This is a genomic window from Bradyrhizobium sp. SEMIA (assembly GCF_014844175.1).
Lineage (GTDB): Bacteria > Pseudomonadota > Alphaproteobacteria > Rhizobiales > Xanthobacteraceae > Bradyrhizobium > Bradyrhizobium arachidis.
The window spans coordinates 6288324-6305020 of sequence record NZ_CP046601.1 but is presented as its reverse complement, the minus strand read 5'-3'; the positions used below and the strand labels follow the sequence as shown (position 1 = coordinate 6305020).

The window sequence follows — 16697 nt, the reverse complement described above, 5'->3', positions numbered from 1 at the left end:
CTTAAGAAGCCGTGTGTTTTTCGGCCACAGGCAAATGGTTTTTGAGTTCCTGGCGCCTTGTCGACCAACGGCCGGAAAGGCGTCAGGCGAGCACATTACATCTTTGAAATAATTATATAATCGAACGATCCTGCGTCGTTTTTGATCGCGATCTTTCACGTCCTTTCACGCTCTTGTGATGGCCTCTTGGGAACGAATCCCACCAATACTACGTTGTTGGGCACCGGAAGCATGAACCTGCCTTAAACGGCCGGCGACTACTTCGGGTAGATGGCGGCAGGAGGCTTCCATGAACCACTCGATCTACAGCGCCGATCGCTCGACCCACTTGAAGATTGTGGTCATGGCCCTCGTCGCAGGGATCGCGGTGGCAGGCCTCGGCATCACGGCACGCTCGGGTTCTGATGAAGGTCTGACCCAGACGGCCCGCGTCATCAAGGCCGGCAAGCCGGTCGTTATCACCAGCTCGAACGCATCCCTCGTTCGATAAGGAGATCTGACGAGTTTTTTGAATTCACGCGGCTCTTTACCAGCCCCCCAAAGTCACCGCGTGGATATGTAGACGACCCCAACCCCAAGTCGACTACAGAAAGCGCCCGCCCCCCACGGGCGCTTTCTCATGTCTGGGTCCTGTTTACGTTGCGAATGAAGCGCGGATGCTCCTCCACAAACTCGGCTGTCATTCCCCGCGAAAGCGGGGAATCCAGTACGCCGTGGCTTCTCGGCTCAAGCAAAGTCTCTGGAATACTGGATCGCCCGCCCCAGTGCGCAATTGCGCACAAGGCGGGCGATGACGGTGAGTTGAGGCTTGGGCGTAGCCCCAACTACCGCGCCCCGTAGGTCGGCGGCGGCGCCTGCACCGTCGGCGCAGCGGCTGCGAACAGCTCGTCCTTGCTGCCCGAGAGCGGCGGATAGATCCGCTTGCAGTTGATGGTCTTCTTGGTCGCCTTCGCTGCTGCACCTGTCGTCTGCACCTCCCGGTCCCAGCCCTCGGTGTAGAGCGCGCCCCAGCCGCCGAGATCGAGCACGGTCACGTACCAGTCGATCCGCAGCGGCAGCATCGGCCGGCCCGCAAGATCGGCCACGATATTGTGGCCGGCGAAACGGCCCATCGGCCGTGCGAACTGGCAGGACATCACGGTCGGATGCAAGCCATCGACGACGCTGGAGGCGACATCGCCGGCCGCGAACACGCCGCCGACATCCGCAACCCGCATGAAGGGATCGACCAGGAGGCGCCCGAGGCGGTCGCGCGCGTCCGGAAAGCTCGCCGCGAGACGGCTTGCACGCATCCCGGCGCACCAGATCACCGTCTGCGTCGGGATGAACTCGCCCGAGCTCAGGTGCATGCCGGCGGCCTCGACCGATGCGACACGCACGCCGAGCCGCGTCTCGACCTCGAGCGAGGCCAGCGCGGTCTCAATGACGGGACGCGCATGCGCTCCGATGGTGGCGCCGACAGTCGGATTGGAATCGACCAGGATGATACGGCGACTGCCGGTGATACCCGCTCGCGCCAGCCGGTCCGGCATCTCGGCCGCGACCTCGATGCCGGTGAAGCCGGCGCCGACCACCACGACCGTCGAGCGACCCGGCGACGGCGCGCTGTGTCCGAGCGAGGCGAGATGCTCCTCGAGATTGAGCGCCGCAGCATAGGTATCGACGTCGAACGCATGCTCGGCGAGGCCCGGAATGTCGGGCCGCATCACCTCGCTGCCGAGCGCCAGCACCAGGCGGTCGTATCTCAGCGTCTCATCGCCGCGGTCGGTGACCAGCGAAATCTCACGCCGTGCCGGATCGATGGTCTCGACCTCACCGATGCCGTGACTGACGCCGATCGGATCGAGCAGTTGCGGCAGCGGGATGGCGACCTCGGAAAGATCGGCCTCGTAATTGCGCACGCGGATGTTGTGATAGGGATTGCGGTCAATGAGGCGGATCTCGATGTCGCTGACAGCATCGATCTCCTCGCGCATGCGCGCAGCACCGATGGCCGCCCACAGGCCTGCAAACCCGGCGCCGAGCACGACGATACGCGCCATCTCCGCCTACTACGCTTTCCCAAGGATTCCTACGGTCTGCCCGCACAGGCAGATATAGCGCATTCGCCCCGGCCGACCAACTGCGGCAGCACCGCGCCCGCTGCACAAAAACGTGGCTCAGGCCTCGCGCAATTCCGACGGCGTCGCGCCAAAGCGCTTGCGGAAGGCGCGGTTGAAATAGGACAGATCGGAGAAGCCCGAGGAGTGCGCGATGTCGCTGATCTTGCGCGCCCTGGCGCGAGGATCGCCGAGCAGCTTGCGCGCCTGCAACAGGCGCTGCTCCAGCACGAACTCGGTGAAGGTGGTGCCGGCCTGCTCGAACAGGCGTTGCGCCTGGCGCGGGCTAAGCCCCGAGCGCGTTGCGATCTCGGACAGGCAGAGATCGTTGCGGCCGAGCGCGGCCATCACGTCGGCGCGCATGAGATCGAGACGCGCCGCGGCATGTCCGCGCCCGCGGGCAAGGCTTGCATGCTCGGCATCGGTGCCGAGCAAGAGGCCAACGAGATCGACCATGTGCTGCGCGGTCAGGCGCTGGCCGACGGCGTCGAGATGCGGCGCGTGATGGGCGGCAAGCGCGTGATAGCGGAAGATGGTCTCGGCCACCGCACCATCGGAGAGCACTTGCGACAGCTTCTCCTCCGCGCGCGGATTGATGTCGAGCAGCGCGCGGCGCGGCATGCGGATGGTGGTGAAGCGGTCCTCGTCGGTGTGGCCGACGGTGCCGGTGACGCTCATGTCGACCAGCACCATCTGCGCCGGCGCAAGCTCGACGGTATGGCCGTTCTGCCCAACCCGGACGAGGCCCGCATGGGCCGATATCAGCACGAGGTCGTTGCTGCCGTCGGCAAGATGGCTCTGCGAGCGCGTGTATTGCGCGGAGGCACCTTCGGGAATGGCGAGCGCGATATTGTCGACCACGCTGATCTGGAGCCGGCAATCGATGCTGTCGCCGTGGCTCGGCCCGATATCGAGGCCGCAGGGACCGAAGGCCCGCTCGCGCCAATGCTCGAAGGCCGGACCGTGCGGCAGTCCTGAATATTGGTGGACGAAGATGCCCGGCGTCCTTGCTGCATCCATCTGATTTCCTGCCCCTCTCCGGCATCATGATCGGCGACGCCGACTGCAAATTCCGGGCATTTGACGCCCAGAATTGCGGGGAGGTTCAAATCGGGGCCGGATTTGGCGAGATTTGTCGGAATGCGACGGCGGGATGGACCGTGGCGACAGGAACCAGCTCAGTCGCTTACTTCTTCGCGGGGGCCTGCGGCTGGGACGGCGGCACGGTCTCGATCAGCTTGCCGGAAAACACCGGCGCGGAGGTCGGCTGTCCCGTCGGCGAGCCGCCGGCCTGCTCGACGGTGACGGCGTAGGTGGCGCCGCTGACGACGTCGGCATCATAGGAGCCGAGCACCGGACGCGCCGTGAAATCGCCAGAGCTGATCACGCCGAGCGAGCGCGGGCGCGGCAGCTTGTCGGAGATCAGCCAGAGCTCGAAACTCTTCCCGGGCTCCGGCGTCGCGCCGACCTTGCGCACCGTGAAATTCCGCGTCGCGCCGTCGATGGTGAGAATGAAGGCCGGGCCGCCGCCCTGGCCCTGCAACAGCGCCACATATTGCGCAGAGGCGGCGAGCGGCGCTGCCGGCGTCTTCACCTCCACGGTCTGGATGCGCGGTGCGGGACGCAACGCACCCGGCAGCGCGTCGGGCCGGAAGATCTGGAGTGACAGCGTCACCAGCAGCGCGGCCGCAAGCGCACCGACGGCGGACGCGATGCCGCGCCAGCGCTTCACGCGACCCTCGAGATAAATCACGTTCGTGTCGTCGACGATCGGCACCTGCTGCACGCGCACGACGTCGGGATCGGGCGCGTGGACCTGCGGCATGAAGACCGGCGCGATGTCGCCAATCGCATCAGGTGAAGTCCGCATCGTCTCGGGCTGCTCTGCCTCGGCAGGCTGCGGCTCTGGCTCCGGCGTCTGCTCCGACGGCAAGTCCGGCGGCGCGGTTTCGACCGGCGGAGGTGGCGGCGGCGGCACGACTGCGGACGGGGCCGGCGGCTCCTGCGCAAGCGCCGTGCGCGCGATCTCGGACCTGATGTTCTCCCACACGATCGGACGCGGCTCGATATTGCCGACCATCTGGTTGAGCACGCCGAGCCGGTAAGACCAGGCCTGCACGATGTCGGCGAACGCCCTGTCCACCGCCATCATGGTCTCGACCTGCGCGCGCTCCTCGGCATCGAGCGTACCGAGCGCATATTCCGCAGCGAGCGCGATATGGTCCTCAGTGTAGGCCATCAATTGCAGTCCAGACCCAACCTCAGAGTGCAAGATCTCATAATCCGAGGCACTCCCGGATATCCAACATGCTGCGCCGCAGCCACGTCTTCACCGTGTTGACGGGCGCGGCGAACTTCTCCGCCAGCTGCTCGCGGCTCCAGCCGTTGTAATAGGCGAGAAGGACGAGCCTCTGACGATCCGGCTCGAGCCGGCCGACGCATTCCAAAAGCCGCTTCAACTCCTCGGTCATCTCCCGCCGCGCCAGCGGATCGGGACTGTCGGCCGCAACCTCCATCGCCTGAGGCTCTTCCTCGATGGAGACTTCGGACTTCTTGCGGACGATGTCGATGGCGCGGTTGCGCGCGATCGACGCCATCCACGTGATCGGCGACGACAAGGCCGGATTGAACTGGGCGGCACCGTTCCAGATCTTGACGTAGGTCTCCTGAATGACCTCCTCTGCGAGATCCTGTCGGCGCAAGATACGGAGCACGACGCCATAAAGTTTCGCCCGCGTGGCGGCGTAGAGACGCTCGAACGCGGCCTGGTCGCCCTTTGCCACCGCCTCGATCAGCCCGACCAGCTCTGCTGGCGTCAGCATTCAGTCCCCCAAACGCGCACGGCTCCGCCACTTTTCGCGCAGGCCCTGGCACTCCGCTACCATAGCGCGCGGCAAAGCCGACCACCAAGGGGGCGCGGCGCCACACTGTGGACAGCAAACGCAAAAACCCGGACCTTGCGGTCCGGGTTTCGCGAATTTCTCGGCAGGTTTGCGCTGGCGCCTTTAGGCGACGGCCCCGATTCGGGCGCGCATCAGGCCGATGCTGTCGAGGTCGGCCTGCTCGCGGGCGTTCTCCTCGGCGCGTTCGCGGGCCTGGTCGCGCTCGTCGAGCACTCGACCTTCTTCAGCTCCTCGAAGGCTTCGGCCAGCGCGGCCTTGGCTTCGTCGAGCTGGCCCTTGAGCTCGTCGGCCGAGCGGGTCAGGTTCTCGCGGCGCTGGATCGCGCCTTGGCATAGGTCGGGTAGGCGAAATGCGAGGGATCGTTGATCCCGGCGCGCTCCTGCTCGGTCTGGATCTCGCGTTCGAGATCGACCGACATCCGCTGGAAGTCGGCGATCATGGTCTCGATCTGGGTGACCCGGCGGCGCTTCTCGTCGACCTGAAACTTCTTCAGGCGGATGAGGGTATCTCGTGACTTCATCGACTCGTACTCCCCAGAAGTCCCCTAGCTGCGCGTGGGACAACACCGGTCTCCCCACAGGCCCAATTTGGGCCAAGACCGGCTCTACTACTCTGTGGGGTCGGATGATGACGCGACAAAGTTAGCGTTCCGTTTCCAAATTCCCGAGGATCTGTGCCAACTGGCGATAGCCGTCGGCCAGTGATGCATTTTCGTCCTTGCGCTGGCGCAGGAAGGCCTCCAGCGGCTCGTGCAGGCGGATCGCCTCGTCGACCTCGGGGCTGGAGCCGGCGCGGTAGGCGCCGAGCCGGATCAACTCCTCCATGTCGGCATAGGTCGCCATCACCTGCCGCGCCCGCTGGATGGTCGGCCAGAACTGCGGGTCGGCCGATTTCGGCATGGTGCGGGAGACGGATTTGAGGATGTTGATCGCGGGGTAGCGGCCGCGCTCGGCGATCGAGCGCTGCATCACGATATGGCCGTCGAGGATGCCGCGCACCGCGTCCGCAATCGGCTCGTTATGGTCGTCGCCGTCGACCAGCACCGTGAAGATCGCGGTGATGGCACCCTCGCCGAGGCCCGGTCCGGCCCGTTCCAGCAGCTTCGGCAGCTCGGTGAAGACGGTCGGCGTGTAGCCCTTGGCGGTCGGCGGCTCGCCGGCGGAGAGGCCGATCTCGCGCTGCGCCATGGCAAAGCGCGTCACCGAGTCCATCAGGCAGAGGACATCCTTGTCCTCATCGCGGAAATATTCGGCGACCGCGAGGGTCAGATACGCCGCCTGTCGCCGCATCAGCGCCGGCTCGTCGGAGGTCGCGACCACGACGACGGAGCGCGCGAGGCCCTCCTCGCCGAGATCGTCCTGCAAGAACTCCTGCACCTCGCGGCCTCGCTCGCCGATCAGCCCGATGACGCTGACCGCGGCATCGACGTTGCGTGCGAGCATCGAGAGCAGCACCGATTTGCCGACGCCGGAGCCGGCGAAGATGCCCATGCGCTGGCCGCGGCAGCAGGTAAGGAAGGTGTTCATCGCGCGCACGCCGAGATCGAGCGGGCTGCCGACGCGTTTGCGCGAATGCGCCGGCGGCGGCGAATTGCGGTACGGCATCGGCGAGGAACCTTGCGGCAGCGGCCCCTTGCCGTCGATCGGCTCGCCCAGCGCATTGACGACGCGGCCGAGCCAGGCCGACGACGGCCGCACTTGATTTGCGGCATTGGCGATCACCGCCTTGCAGCCGCGGCGCACGCCATCGAGTCCCGCGAACGGCATCACGACAGCGTTGTTGCCGGAGAAGCCGATCACCTCGCAGGGAATGGAGCGATTGGCGCCGGTCTCGATCACGAGCCGCGCGCCGACCGACATCGCATGAATGGGTCCGGCGACCTCGACCATCAGGCCGCGCACGCCGACGACGCGGCCATAAATGTTGACGCCGTCGATGTCACCGATCTGTTCGGCAAGAGCCTTCATCAGGTGTGCGCCTTCATGATTTGGCCCTCACCGTGGAAACCTTAAGTTTCGCCATATTTCTGAACGGCGCTTAACTTCGTGTTTACCCGCATCATTAATCATTGCGTCACTGTCTTTGTGACTGAGCGTGACTCCCCTTCAGAAGAAGGCTGAGTCGCGGGAGTCGGTTAGCGCCGTCTCTTAAAGTGGAGCTTGAACGGGATCGGGTGACGAAAGCTGCTTCTCGCGCAACACCTTAGGGCGATTCGAGAAAAATTGCACCGGGGGGACTTGCGTTCCAGAATCAGGATTTGTTAACCATCTGTTGTCAGGATCCGAATCAGTTGTTCAAAGGCGTTTTGTTGAGTGCCGCGAATGCGGCCGACCTGACGCCCAGGAGCGGCGACTATGGGGAACTGGCATGCGCGTTTTGCTGATTGAAGATGACAGCGCCGTCGCGCAGTCGATCGAGCTGATGCTGAAGTCTGAGAGCTTCAACGTCTACACGACCGATTTGGGGGAAGAAGGCGTCGATCTCGGTAAGTTATACGATTACGACATTATTCTCCTCGACCTCAACCTGCCCGACATGTCCGGTTACGACGTGCTCAAGCAGCTGCGGGTCTCCAAGATCAAGACACCGATTCTGATCCTCTCCGGCCTCGCCGGCATCGAGGACAAGGTCAAGGGTCTCGGCGTCGGCGCCGACGACTACATGACCAAGCCCTTCCACAAGGACGAGCTGGTGGCCCGCATCCACGCGATCGTGCGCCGCTCCAAGGGTCACGCCCAGTCGGTCATCCAGACCGGCGACCTCGTCGTCAACCTCGACACCAAGACGGTGGAAGTCGGCGGCCAGCGCGTGCATCTGACCGGCAAGGAATATCAGATGCTGGAGCTGCTCTCGCTCCGCAAGGGCACGACCCTCACCAAGGAAATGTTCCTCAACCATCTCTATGGCGGCATGGACGAGCCCGAGCTGAAGATCATCGACGTCTTCATCTGCAAGCTCCGCAAGAAGCTCGCCAACGCCTCCGAAGGCCGCAACTTCATCGAGACCGTGTGGGGCCGCGGCTACGTGCTGCGCGAGCCGCACGAGGCCGACGAGCGCATCCCGGCCTGATCCCTAAGTTTACGTCGCGGGCCCATCGGGGCTCGCTCCTCCCAGCCTGGACCCCGCCGCAAATGGCGGGGTTTTGTTTTTTGGGGACAGGAGAGCCGCTTCGTCGCTCCCCCGGCATTGAACCGCTATCCTCCCGCCGCCGACGAATGGTCGCTGCATGATGGGGGAACGATGATCCTGCAATCACTCGCCGGCCTGCCCGCCTTCTTGGTCTATTTCTGCACCGGCCTGATCGCCATCGTGGCCTATCTGTTCGTCTACACCCGCATCACCCCGCACAATGAGTTCCAGCTGATCCGCGACAACGAGCCGGCCGCGGCGATCGCGCTCGGCCTCAGCCTGCTCGGCTTCGTCGCGCCGCTGATCAGCGCGATCGCGCATTCGGCCAATGTTCTGGACTGCATGGTCTGGGCGATCATCGCGCTGATCGTGCAGATCATCGTGCTGTTTCTCGTCAAGGTGCCGGTGCCGAACCTGTCGGCGCGGATCGCCGCCGGTGAGCTTGCGCCCGCGATCTGGCTCGGGCTGTCCTCGCTCGCCGCTGGCCTCCTGAACGCCGCCTGCATGATCTACTGAGATGGCGGACAAACCCACCAAAAAGGATTTCGGCAAGCGCCGGCCGCCCGCTGAGCCGCCGCCTCCGCAGCCGCCGGTGAAGCGCTCCGGCCATGTCGCGCTGCTGGTGATGGGCACGATCGCGGTCGGCACCACCGCCTACACGCTGATGCCGCACCAGACCTGCGAGCCCTCGCCCGGAGCCGTGCCGGGGCAGACGACCATGACGTGCAGCACCAGCAGCAGCAGTTCGTCAGGCGGCAGCGGCGGCTCGCGCTGGTCGTCGCGATCGAGCTTCTTCAGCAGCGACTCCTCGAGCCATTCCTCGTCGGGATCGTCGTCAGACTCTGGCTCCAGTAGCGTGAGCCGCGGCGGCTTCGGCTCGTTCGGCCATGGTTTTTCGGGCGGCGGCTGAAGCGCGAGGTTTTGAATTCAACGCCGCGCGCCGCTCTGCTTTAAGTCGCGCGGGAGGATGCAACATGAAGCGCTCGCGAAGGGTCATGCTGACGATGATGGGAAGTGCCGCAGTAGGTGCCGTCTCGATGGGATTTACCAAGCGCGAACAGCCATGTGGCCCCGGACTCGAAGCCGTTCCCGGCATCGACGGCAAGCCCTATTGCCGGCCGAGCTATGGCGGCTTCGGCAGCACGCTGCATCGCATGCACGGTGGGCATGGCGGGCACGGACATGGCCATGGCGGTCATGGCCATGGCGGCCACGGCGGTTGATCCATGCAACGCATCGTCTGTCCCGAGCGCGATGACTGGCAAGAGACCGCCGAGCAATGCGGCTTCGCCTTCCATACCATCGACGGCGAGCGCTATTGGGACGAGCGCGCCTATTACGGCTTCACGCTCGACGAGATCGAGCGCGGCATCGAGACGCCGACCGGCGAGATCGACGCGATGTGCCTCGAGCTTGCCGGCCGCGTGATCGGCGACGACCGTTACTTGCGGCGCCTGAAGATTCCGGAGGCGTTCTGGAATTTGATCGCCGAGAGCTGGGAGCGCGACGACCGCAGCCTCTATGGCCGGCTCGATCTGAAGTTCGACGGCGACGGCCCGCCGAAGCTGCTCGAATACAACGCGGATACCCCGACATCGATCTTCGAGGCCGCGGTGTTTCAATGGACCTGGCTCGAACAGGCCATCGAACGCCGCATCATTCCGGCGCGCGCCGATCAGTTCAACTCCATCCATGAGCGCCTGATCGAAGCGTGGAAGGCGATCGGCGACCGCCGGCATCTGCATCTCACCGGCACGACCGACAGCGAGGAAGACGCCGGCACGCTCGCTTATCTCGAAGACACCGCACGTCAGGCGGGCCTCTCGACCACGCTGCTCGACATCGAGGAGATCGGCTGGCGCGATGAAGCCGGCGGCTTCGTCGATCTCGACGATCGTGACATGGCGCTTGTCTTCAAGCTCTATCCCTGGGAGTGGATGTTCCAGGACGCCTTCGGCGCCAAACTCAAGGACGCGCCGACGCGCTGGATCGAGCCACCGTGGAAGGCCGTGCTCTCCAACAAGGGCATCTTGCCGCTGCTCTGGGAGATGTTTCCGAACCATCCCAATCTGCTGTCGGCCTTCTTCGAGGACGATCCGCGTGCCGCTGAGCTCGGAACATCCTATGTGCGCAAGCCGCTGCTGTCGCGCGAAGGCGCCAATGTCACGCTGGTCTCCGGCGGCGTATCGCTTGACGAGCAGGCCGGCCCCTACGGCGCAGAAGGTTTCGTGCGGCAGGCGCTATCGCCGCTGCCGAATTTCTCAGGCAACTATCCGGTGGTCGGAAGCTGGCTGGTGAACCACGAGCCGTGCGGCCTGTCGATCCGCGAGGACGAGAGCCCGATCACCGGCAACCGCTCGCGGTTTCTGCCGCATGCGATCTTGTGAAATGCGCTCGCGCGCCTCACCGGCAAAGGCGCGCGAGCGCTAAGGTTCGTGCCGGCTTAGGGGGTCTTGACGATAAATCTTCCGTCGTAGAGGCCGGCGCCCTTGAACCCACTTTGCACGCTCTCGAAGCCGCCCGTGCCCGTCGCATTTGCGTACGTGCCGGTGCCCGACAAAATCGTGTATTCGCCCTTTGCCTTTCCGTCCTTGACCGCGCCGGCGTAGCGCGCCGTGATCGAGGAGCCGTCGTCGAAGGTGTAGGTGCTGTAACCGAATATCGGTCCTGAGCCCTTGAGCAAGTCGGAGGAATTGACGAAGTCCTTCACGGCAATACGGCCGTCCTTGAAGAAGGCAACGCCGAACATCTTGCCGGACATGACTGTCTGACCTTCGACATTCGCGACTTCGGTGACCTTGACGTCCATCGGCTTGGTGACGAGCTTGAATTCGAGCACCTGCTCGCCAGCAAAAGCCGTCGCGGGCAACGAGAGCGCCGCCAACAGGAAATAAGAGGCACAAGACATTCGCATGGTATGTCCTCCTCAAAACAGGTCATGATCTTGAACGAATTCCCGCCTCGGTCGGGCGGGACGACCGGGACCATAGCACAACCGCCAGATGCTGATGAGGGCCGCGATCGCGTCGCATCACGGCGCGCGCTCTGCTGCGCGGTAGCCGAGTAATCTGCGCTGCTCAATTGCTGGTGAAGCGCCGCGCGCAATGGAGAGACCGGCAGGTGCTGCCGGTCATCCGCAACAACGTCGCTCACTCCGATCGCCGCGCCGTGCGGCAAATCACCTCGCCGCGGCAACCTTCAGCGGCTGCGGCATCAATCCGCCCATCGGACGGCCGGAGCGTGCGGGATTGAGCTGATAGAGACCGCGGCGCTCGGTGATGGGACGGAACGCATCGGTGATACCGACGACGGATTCGGCAGCGCCAAGCAGCAGCGTGCCGTCGGCTTCCAATCCCTTCGCCATCCGCTCGAAGATCACAGCCTTGGTATCCTGATCGAAATAGATCAGCACGTTGCGGCAGAAGATCACGTCGAACGTGCCGAGATGGGAGAAATCCTGCAACAGGTTGAGCTGGCGAAACTGCACCATGGCGCGGATATCGGCGTTGAGCTGCCAGAGCTCGCCGGTCTGCGTGAAGTACTTCATCAGGTGCTGGATCGGCAGGCCGCGTTGCACCTCGAACTGGCTGTAGACGCCGGCCTTGGATTTCTCCAGCACCTCCTGCGAGAGGTCAGTGGCGACGATCTCGATGCGCCAGCCGGCAAGAGCTGCGCCCATCTCCTTCACGCACATCGCGATCGAATAGGGCTCCTGCCCCGTCGAGGACGCCGCCGACCAGATGCGCAAAGACTTGCGCGCCGCGCGCGCCCGGATCAGGCCCGGCAGGATGGTTTCGCGCAGATGATCGAACGGGATCTTGTCGCGGTAGAAGAAGGTCTCGTTGGTGGTCATCGCTTCGACCACGTCGGTCGCAAGCCGGCCGTCGCCGTTCCGGATCTTAAGCACGAGATCGGGAATGCCAGGAAGACTTGCCTTGCGCGCGAGCGGCAGCAAGCGGCTCTCGACCAGATACTGCTTGTCGGCGGAGAGATCGAGACCGGAGCGCTCTTTCAGGAACTTGCGCAGATAATCGTAATCTGCGGGCGTCACGAGCGGTCTCCCGCGAACAGGCGATTGACCTTGGCGCCGATCTGGTTGAGCGGCAGGATCGCCGCGCAGATGCCGGCATTGGCCGCCGCGCCCGGCATGCCCCAGACCACGCTGGAGGCTTCGTCCTGAGCGATCACGCTGCCGCCGGCCGCGACGATGTCCTTGCCGCCGCGCATGCCGTCCGAGCCCATGCCCGTCAGGATCACGGAGAGAATGTTGCCGTGCCAGATGTCGATGGCGGAGGTGAACAGCGGATCGACCGCGGGCTTGCAGAAATTGACCGCGGGACCATCGTCGAGCGCGATCGCGACGTCCGCGCCGCTGCGGGCGACGCGCATGTGCTTGCCGCCGGGCGCAAGATAAATCCGTCCCGGCTTCACCGGCTCGCCATCGACCGCCTCGGCTGCCGGCCGGCGGCTCGAACGCGCCAGATGCTCGGCGAGAATGGTGGTGAAGGTCGGAGGCATGTGCTGGGTGATCAGCACGGGGAAGCGATCGATCACCGGGCCGAGCTCGGTGACGAGCGCCATCAGCGCCTGCGGACCGCCGGTCGAGGAGCCGATCAGCAGCACCTTCGGGACCTGGGTCGAGAACGGACGGGTCGACAACGCGGCTGACGACGGCGCATGCACGGCGGGCTTGCGGCGCAGCCGCGCGCCGAGGTGACGGATCTTCTGGATCAGGTCGTGATGAAAGATGTCCGCGGCCTGCGCCTCGCGCGTCGATTCCGGCTTCGGAATGTAATCGGCCGCGCCGAGCGACAGCGCCTTGAAGCTGATCTCCGCATTACGGCGGGTCAGGGTCGAAGCCATGATGATGACGAGGTCGCGCTTCTTCGCCAGCAGCCGCGGCAGCGCCGACAGACCGTCGAGCTCGGGCATTTCGATGTCGAGCACGGCAACATCTGGGTTGATGCGTTCGAGCTGGTTGACCGCCTCGAGCCCGGTGCGCAACGAGGCTGCGACCTCCATGTCGTGCTCGGCACCGATCCAGCGCGAGATCAGACCGCGGATGACGACGGAGTCATCGACGACCATCACCCGCAGCGGCCCGGCTTCGCGCGAGGGACCCGTGGTCGAATTACCTGCGAACGCAACACTCATTACTCACCAACTCAGACTGAAACGGTTCAGTTGAAAACAATCGCCGAAGGATCCGTTCAGCCTCCGGGAGTTCGCTCAGATAAGTCCGACTTCCTGGAATTTCGCCGTCACGATGTCCTTGTCAAACGGCTTCATAATGTACTCGTTGGCACCGGCGTGCAGCGCACGCGCGATATGTGCGACGTCGTTCTCGGTGGTGCAAAACACCACCTTGGGCTGGTCGCCGCCCGGCATGCGCCTGAGATGGCCGAGGAATTCGTAGCCGTCCATCACGGGCATGTTCCAGTCGAGCAGCACCGCGTCGGGAAGTCCGCGCTTGCAGGCCTCCAGCGCCTTCTCACCGTCCTCGGCTTCGAGGATCTGGAAGTCGAGTCCCTCCAGGATCCGGCGCGCAACCTTGCGGATGACGCTGGAATCATCAACGACGAGACAAGTTCGCATGTGAACCTCTGCTTCCTCCCCCCTTCGCGGGGGGCACTTCCAATTGCAAGTCCGTCGGCGGCGCTTGCTGCCGTATCAGGCCGCCATCATCTCGGGCGCGAGCTCGAGCACGCGGTCGACGTCGAGGACGACCATGAGCTGGCCGTCGAGACGGTGGGGATACCAGTCCCACATAACCCGTGCCGATCATCGCGATTCGCATGAAAAACCCTAGCTCCTTTGAGGATAGATGTTCCGCTGAACATCCTAGTACACTTCTTTATCTGCTCGCACGCCCAACAATGGGGCAGGTTTTGGAGTAGTCCGAATAAACCTTACTCGCTCTCCGAACTTTTGAACGAACAGCGAGCACTCGTCCAAGTTTCGACATAGATAATCGCACAGTGGCGCGCTTCTCACCGAACGTACGGCTCGATAGCCCTTCTCCACTGTAGGTAGCCCAGGCCGAGCAAGTGAATTCCGTCATAGGTATACTGCTTGATGAGACCTGTCTCCGCAGACGACAGTGATTTGTTCAAGTCGATGAATGTCAGTCCGTTCTTGTCGGCATGGGCGCGGAGCAGCTCGTTGAGAGCCCGAATGTCATCAAGTATCCCGCCGCACACTGCCCTCGAGCATTCGAGCGTGGACTGGATATAGACATCGACTTTCTGCTCTGTGAGTCGATCGACTATCTTTCGATAGTTCTCAAAAGAAACCGCGACCGGCTGATTGAACGCGAAGTCGTTAAATCCCACCATGACAAAGGCACGCTGTGCTCCAACGGCGAGAATGGCGTCCATGCGCTGGAGAATGTCATCCGTGCGATCGCCACTGATACCGCGGTTCGCTATGCTCGTACCGGGAAACATCTCGTGCCATTCCGCCGCCTCGATGAGGCTGTCGCCAATCATGACAACGTCTGCATGTGGATGGAAAGTCTCAAAGAGCGTATTGCGCGGCCGCGGAGCGGTTCGGGGAAACCAGCGCCGCAACGGGTCGCCGACAATTCCTCTTGCGAGCGTCTGCGTCGACCGTATGAGATAGAATCTCTCCTGGCAGATCGCTCCGAGAGCGAAGGCGGCCAGCGCAATGAGAATGTGTCGGGCGCCGCGTTTCATTGGGATGACGTTGAGCTCAAACGTTGCTCACGGTAACCCACGATCTTTTCGCTTTAAAGGGATAACAATGCCGGCAATGCGGCCTTCTCCATCAAGGGCCAGGACGCTTGGTCTGAGATTCGAGGCGGAGAGACAGGCCGAGCTCGCGGGCTTTACGATGGACTTCACCGGTTGACCGCCCGAGTTCAATTGCGATTTGAGATGCACGCCGCTTCTGCGCCAGCATCCTCAACCGCGAGATCTCTTCCTCGGTCCAACGGCGCATTTTCGCCACCGCATTGCTATGCAATTGCACAACTCGGTCGAGACGGGCCCGTTCCTTGCGCGTCGCCTGCGCTGTTCGTCGAATTGTTACAACAATTCTCGACCAGGACAGCCGCGAACGGGCTCATCGCTCCAGAAGAGCGACTCTGCCACAATGAGATGAAGTTTGTTCGAGTTCCGAAGCCGAAAAACTAGGCAGGCTCGCAAGCTGCTTTTTCTCGCCTGTGTCGCCTACACCAAGCTGTCGCCTATCGGGCCGCGTTCGACGCTAGCCAGCGCCCAGTTCGAGCACTTCGCTACGTTTGCTTTGCTTGGAATGGTCTTCATGCGAGGCTATCAGCGCCGGATCTGGCTCGTATTCGCTCGCGTCAACGGGAGCTCCTTAGGCCTAGGAGCACTCTCACCGCTAACGCCAGGTCGACGGGCCGGCAAGCCTCAGTTCAATAGCCCGTCAGATTGGCGACGAGCCCCTCGTTTGAGGCGCTGACCTTGATGTGAATGACCGACCGCCCCTCGTCGTGGCGATTCTTTCCCACCACCACCAGCGCAAAACTGTCGCTACCCTTGAAGTCCGAGTTGGCGAAATAGCGAAATCCGGGACCGACCAATGTGAGTTCGCCCCCCTTCGGCTGCTCCGCGACGGACACGCTGAAGATTTGCATGGTCGACCAGCGAAGTCCCTGAATGCAGTTGGCGCCGGGCTTGATCGTCATCGACCAGTCGATACTGTCGCCGGCGAGCTTGTAGGGCTGATGATCTCGCAGGCAATTTGGCGTTGCGTTGGCTTGGCCGCTCAGAAGAGCGCTGATCATCGGCACGACGAGAGCGGGAAAAACGAGCGTTTTCATTGGCGCCATCCTTTTCGAGGACGATGCGCCAACTCGGGCTAACGTTCGGTAAGCCCCGGCCGCAAAGGGCCCGCGTTGGTAAATGTGAAGCTAAAATCCCGTCAGCAGGTTGCAAGACGACACTGGCAAGACCGAAAACCGAACGGTTATATAGTTGCGTCGGCTGTTTCGTCCGAACCACCTGTCCTCCCACGAGGCGAGACGAACTTGAAGATCACAATCAACCTCGTCATGCTGGCCTGTACGCTCGTTCCGACCGCGGCCGCCGCTCCAAGCGCCGAGGTGGCCCGCAAGTGCATGCATTATTCCTACATCGCTTATCCGTATCAGCGCCCCGGGTCGGTGCGGATGAGCGGTGATCGCCAAGCCTTTTTCAGGAACTGTATGGAGAAGGAAGGCAATATTCCTGCTCCAGAGACACCTTCCTCATCCGCACAACGCCAGTCCTAACGTGCCTGCGACAGGCCCAACTGCGGAATCAGTTGGGCGGCGTTCACTTGGACGGTGTTCACTTGGACGGGGCTCACTTGGGCGGCGCTCCAGCATCCACATTGCCGTTGCTGGCGACACATTTGTTGAAATAGTCGTGCTGAACACGCCCTGACCCTTTTGCACTGCCGGCGGCCGGGTTGCCGGGCTCGCGCGGCGGAAACTGCTTGGCCGTCAACGCGCTGCATTTTCGTGCAAGCTCGGCCGTGAGCGCGGATGCGTGCCCCGGAACGGCACCGACCGCAAGACACGTCACGGCCAGCAGCATCA

At 63.3% G+C, this 16697-nt stretch carries 19 protein-coding genes and 2 pseudogenes; 7 read left to right on the top strand and 14 right to left on the bottom strand.

What is annotated here, in order from left to right; genetic code table 11:
- Positions 1 to 289 precede the first annotated feature (289 nt).
- On the top strand, positions 290 to 490 hold the full coding sequence (locus FOM02_RS30570; RefSeq protein WP_027562552.1) for a hypothetical protein: 201 nt from the start codon (positions 290 to 292) through the stop codon (positions 488 to 490).
- A 334-nt stretch (positions 491 to 824) separates the two neighbouring features.
- On the opposite strand, the gene FOM02_RS30565 is transcribed toward FOM02_RS30570, so the two are convergent.
- The 6 genes and pseudogenes from FOM02_RS30565 to fliI form a co-directional block, all read right to left on the bottom strand.
- Positions 825 to 2042 (bottom strand): NAD(P)/FAD-dependent oxidoreductase, encoded by a 1218-nt coding sequence (locus FOM02_RS30565; RefSeq protein ID WP_027562551.1) that lies wholly within the window; start codon positions 2040 to 2042, stop codon positions 825 to 827.
- A 117-nt stretch (positions 2043 to 2159) separates the two neighbouring features.
- Positions 2160 to 3119 (bottom strand): helix-turn-helix transcriptional regulator, encoded by a 960-nt coding sequence (locus FOM02_RS30560; protein ID WP_027562550.1) that lies wholly within the window; start codon positions 3117 to 3119, stop codon positions 2160 to 2162.
- Positions 3120 to 3285: 166 nt separating this feature from the next.
- Complete coding sequence (locus FOM02_RS30555) at positions 3286 to 4338, bottom strand: anti-sigma factor domain-containing protein (RefSeq protein ID WP_027562549.1); 1053 nt, start codon at positions 4336 to 4338, stop codon at positions 3286 to 3288.
- A gap of 37 nt (positions 4339 to 4375) precedes the next feature.
- Complete coding sequence (locus tag FOM02_RS30550) at positions 4376 to 4921, bottom strand: sigma-70 family RNA polymerase sigma factor (RefSeq protein ID WP_027562548.1); 546 nt, start codon at positions 4919 to 4921, stop codon at positions 4376 to 4378.
- Between the two features lie 183 nt (positions 4922 to 5104).
- Positions 5105 to 5522, bottom strand: a pseudogene (fliJ, locus tag FOM02_RS30545) (flagellar export protein FliJ).
- Between the two features lie 121 nt (positions 5523 to 5643).
- Complete coding sequence (gene fliI / locus FOM02_RS30540; protein ID WP_027562547.1) at positions 5644 to 6969, bottom strand: flagellar protein export ATPase FliI; 1326 nt, start codon at positions 6967 to 6969, stop codon at positions 5644 to 5646.
- A gap of 400 nt (positions 6970 to 7369) precedes the next feature.
- Between fliI and ctrA the strand changes: the two genes are divergently transcribed.
- The 5 genes from ctrA (at position 7370) to FOM02_RS30515 (ending at position 10518) form a co-directional block, all read left to right on the top strand.
- The gene (ctrA, locus tag FOM02_RS30535; protein WP_016848562.1) at positions 7370 to 8071 is read left to right on the top strand and encodes a response regulator transcription factor CtrA; all 702 of its coding nucleotides are present in this window, start codon (positions 7370 to 7372) and stop codon (positions 8069 to 8071) included.
- A gap of 171 nt (positions 8072 to 8242) precedes the next feature.
- Positions 8243 to 8647 (top strand): DUF350 domain-containing protein, encoded by a 405-nt coding sequence (locus FOM02_RS30530; RefSeq protein ID WP_027562546.1) that lies wholly within the window; start codon positions 8243 to 8245, stop codon positions 8645 to 8647.
- Position 8648: 1 nt separating this feature from the next.
- Positions 8649 to 9041 (top strand): hypothetical protein, encoded by a 393-nt coding sequence (locus FOM02_RS30525; protein WP_027562545.1) that lies wholly within the window; start codon positions 8649 to 8651, stop codon positions 9039 to 9041.
- A gap of 64 nt (positions 9042 to 9105) precedes the next feature.
- Entirely contained in the window at positions 9106 to 9354 is a 249-nt protein-coding gene (locus tag FOM02_RS30520) for a hypothetical protein (RefSeq protein WP_027562544.1), read from the top strand.
- Positions 9355 to 9357: 3 nt separating this feature from the next.
- Positions 9358 to 10518 (top strand): glutathionylspermidine synthase family protein, encoded by a 1161-nt coding sequence (locus FOM02_RS30515; protein ID WP_027562543.1) that lies wholly within the window; start codon positions 9358 to 9360, stop codon positions 10516 to 10518.
- 56 nt (positions 10519 to 10574) lie between these two features.
- Here the strand turns inward: FOM02_RS30515 and FOM02_RS30510 are convergent, their stop codons facing one another.
- From FOM02_RS30510 to FOM02_RS30480, 7 genes and pseudogenes are all read right to left on the bottom strand, one after another.
- A complete protein-coding gene (locus FOM02_RS30510) occupies positions 10575 to 11045 on the bottom strand; it encodes a hypothetical protein (RefSeq protein WP_027562542.1) in 471 nt (156 codons plus the stop codon).
- Positions 11046 to 11309: 264 nt separating this feature from the next.
- Positions 11310 to 12182, bottom strand: a complete 873-nt coding sequence (locus FOM02_RS30505; RefSeq protein WP_027562541.1) for a CheR family methyltransferase — start codon at positions 12180 to 12182, stop codon at positions 11310 to 11312.
- Positions 12179 to 13285, bottom strand: a complete 1107-nt coding sequence (locus FOM02_RS30500; protein WP_265440433.1) for a protein-glutamate methylesterase/protein-glutamine glutaminase — start codon at positions 13283 to 13285, stop codon at positions 12179 to 12181. The genes FOM02_RS30505 and FOM02_RS30500 overlap by 4 nt, the downstream gene beginning before the upstream one ends.
- 75 nt (positions 13286 to 13360) lie before the next feature.
- Positions 13361 to 13726 carry a response regulator gene (locus FOM02_RS30495; protein ID WP_007600538.1) on the bottom strand — a complete coding sequence of 122 codons (366 nt, stop codon included), beginning with the start codon at positions 13724 to 13726 and terminating at the stop codon, positions 13361 to 13363.
- Positions 13727 to 13801: 75 nt separating this feature from the next.
- Positions 13802 to 13882: pseudogene (locus FOM02_RS30490) on the bottom strand (chemotaxis protein CheW); the annotation flags it as partial.
- A gap of 239 nt (positions 13883 to 14121) precedes the next feature.
- The gene (locus FOM02_RS30485) at positions 14122 to 14826 is read right to left on the bottom strand and encodes a GDSL-type esterase/lipase family protein (RefSeq protein WP_027562145.1); all 705 of its coding nucleotides are present in this window, start codon (positions 14824 to 14826) and stop codon (positions 14122 to 14124) included.
- 704 nt (positions 14827 to 15530) lie between these two features.
- Positions 15531 to 15938, bottom strand: a complete 408-nt coding sequence (locus FOM02_RS30480) for an Ig-like domain-containing protein (RefSeq protein WP_108914563.1) — start codon at positions 15936 to 15938, stop codon at positions 15531 to 15533.
- 207 nt (positions 15939 to 16145) lie between these two features.
- Between FOM02_RS30480 and FOM02_RS30475 the strand changes: the two genes are divergently transcribed.
- Complete coding sequence (locus FOM02_RS30475) at positions 16146 to 16388, top strand: hypothetical protein (protein ID WP_231164290.1); 243 nt, start codon at positions 16146 to 16148, stop codon at positions 16386 to 16388.
- Between the two features lie 73 nt (positions 16389 to 16461).
- Here the strand turns inward: FOM02_RS30475 and FOM02_RS30470 are convergent, their stop codons facing one another.
- Positions 16462 to 16695 carry a hypothetical protein gene (locus FOM02_RS30470; protein ID WP_027562147.1) on the bottom strand — a complete coding sequence of 78 codons (234 nt, stop codon included), beginning with the start codon at positions 16693 to 16695 and terminating at the stop codon, positions 16462 to 16464.
- Positions 16696 to 16697 lie beyond the last annotated feature (2 nt).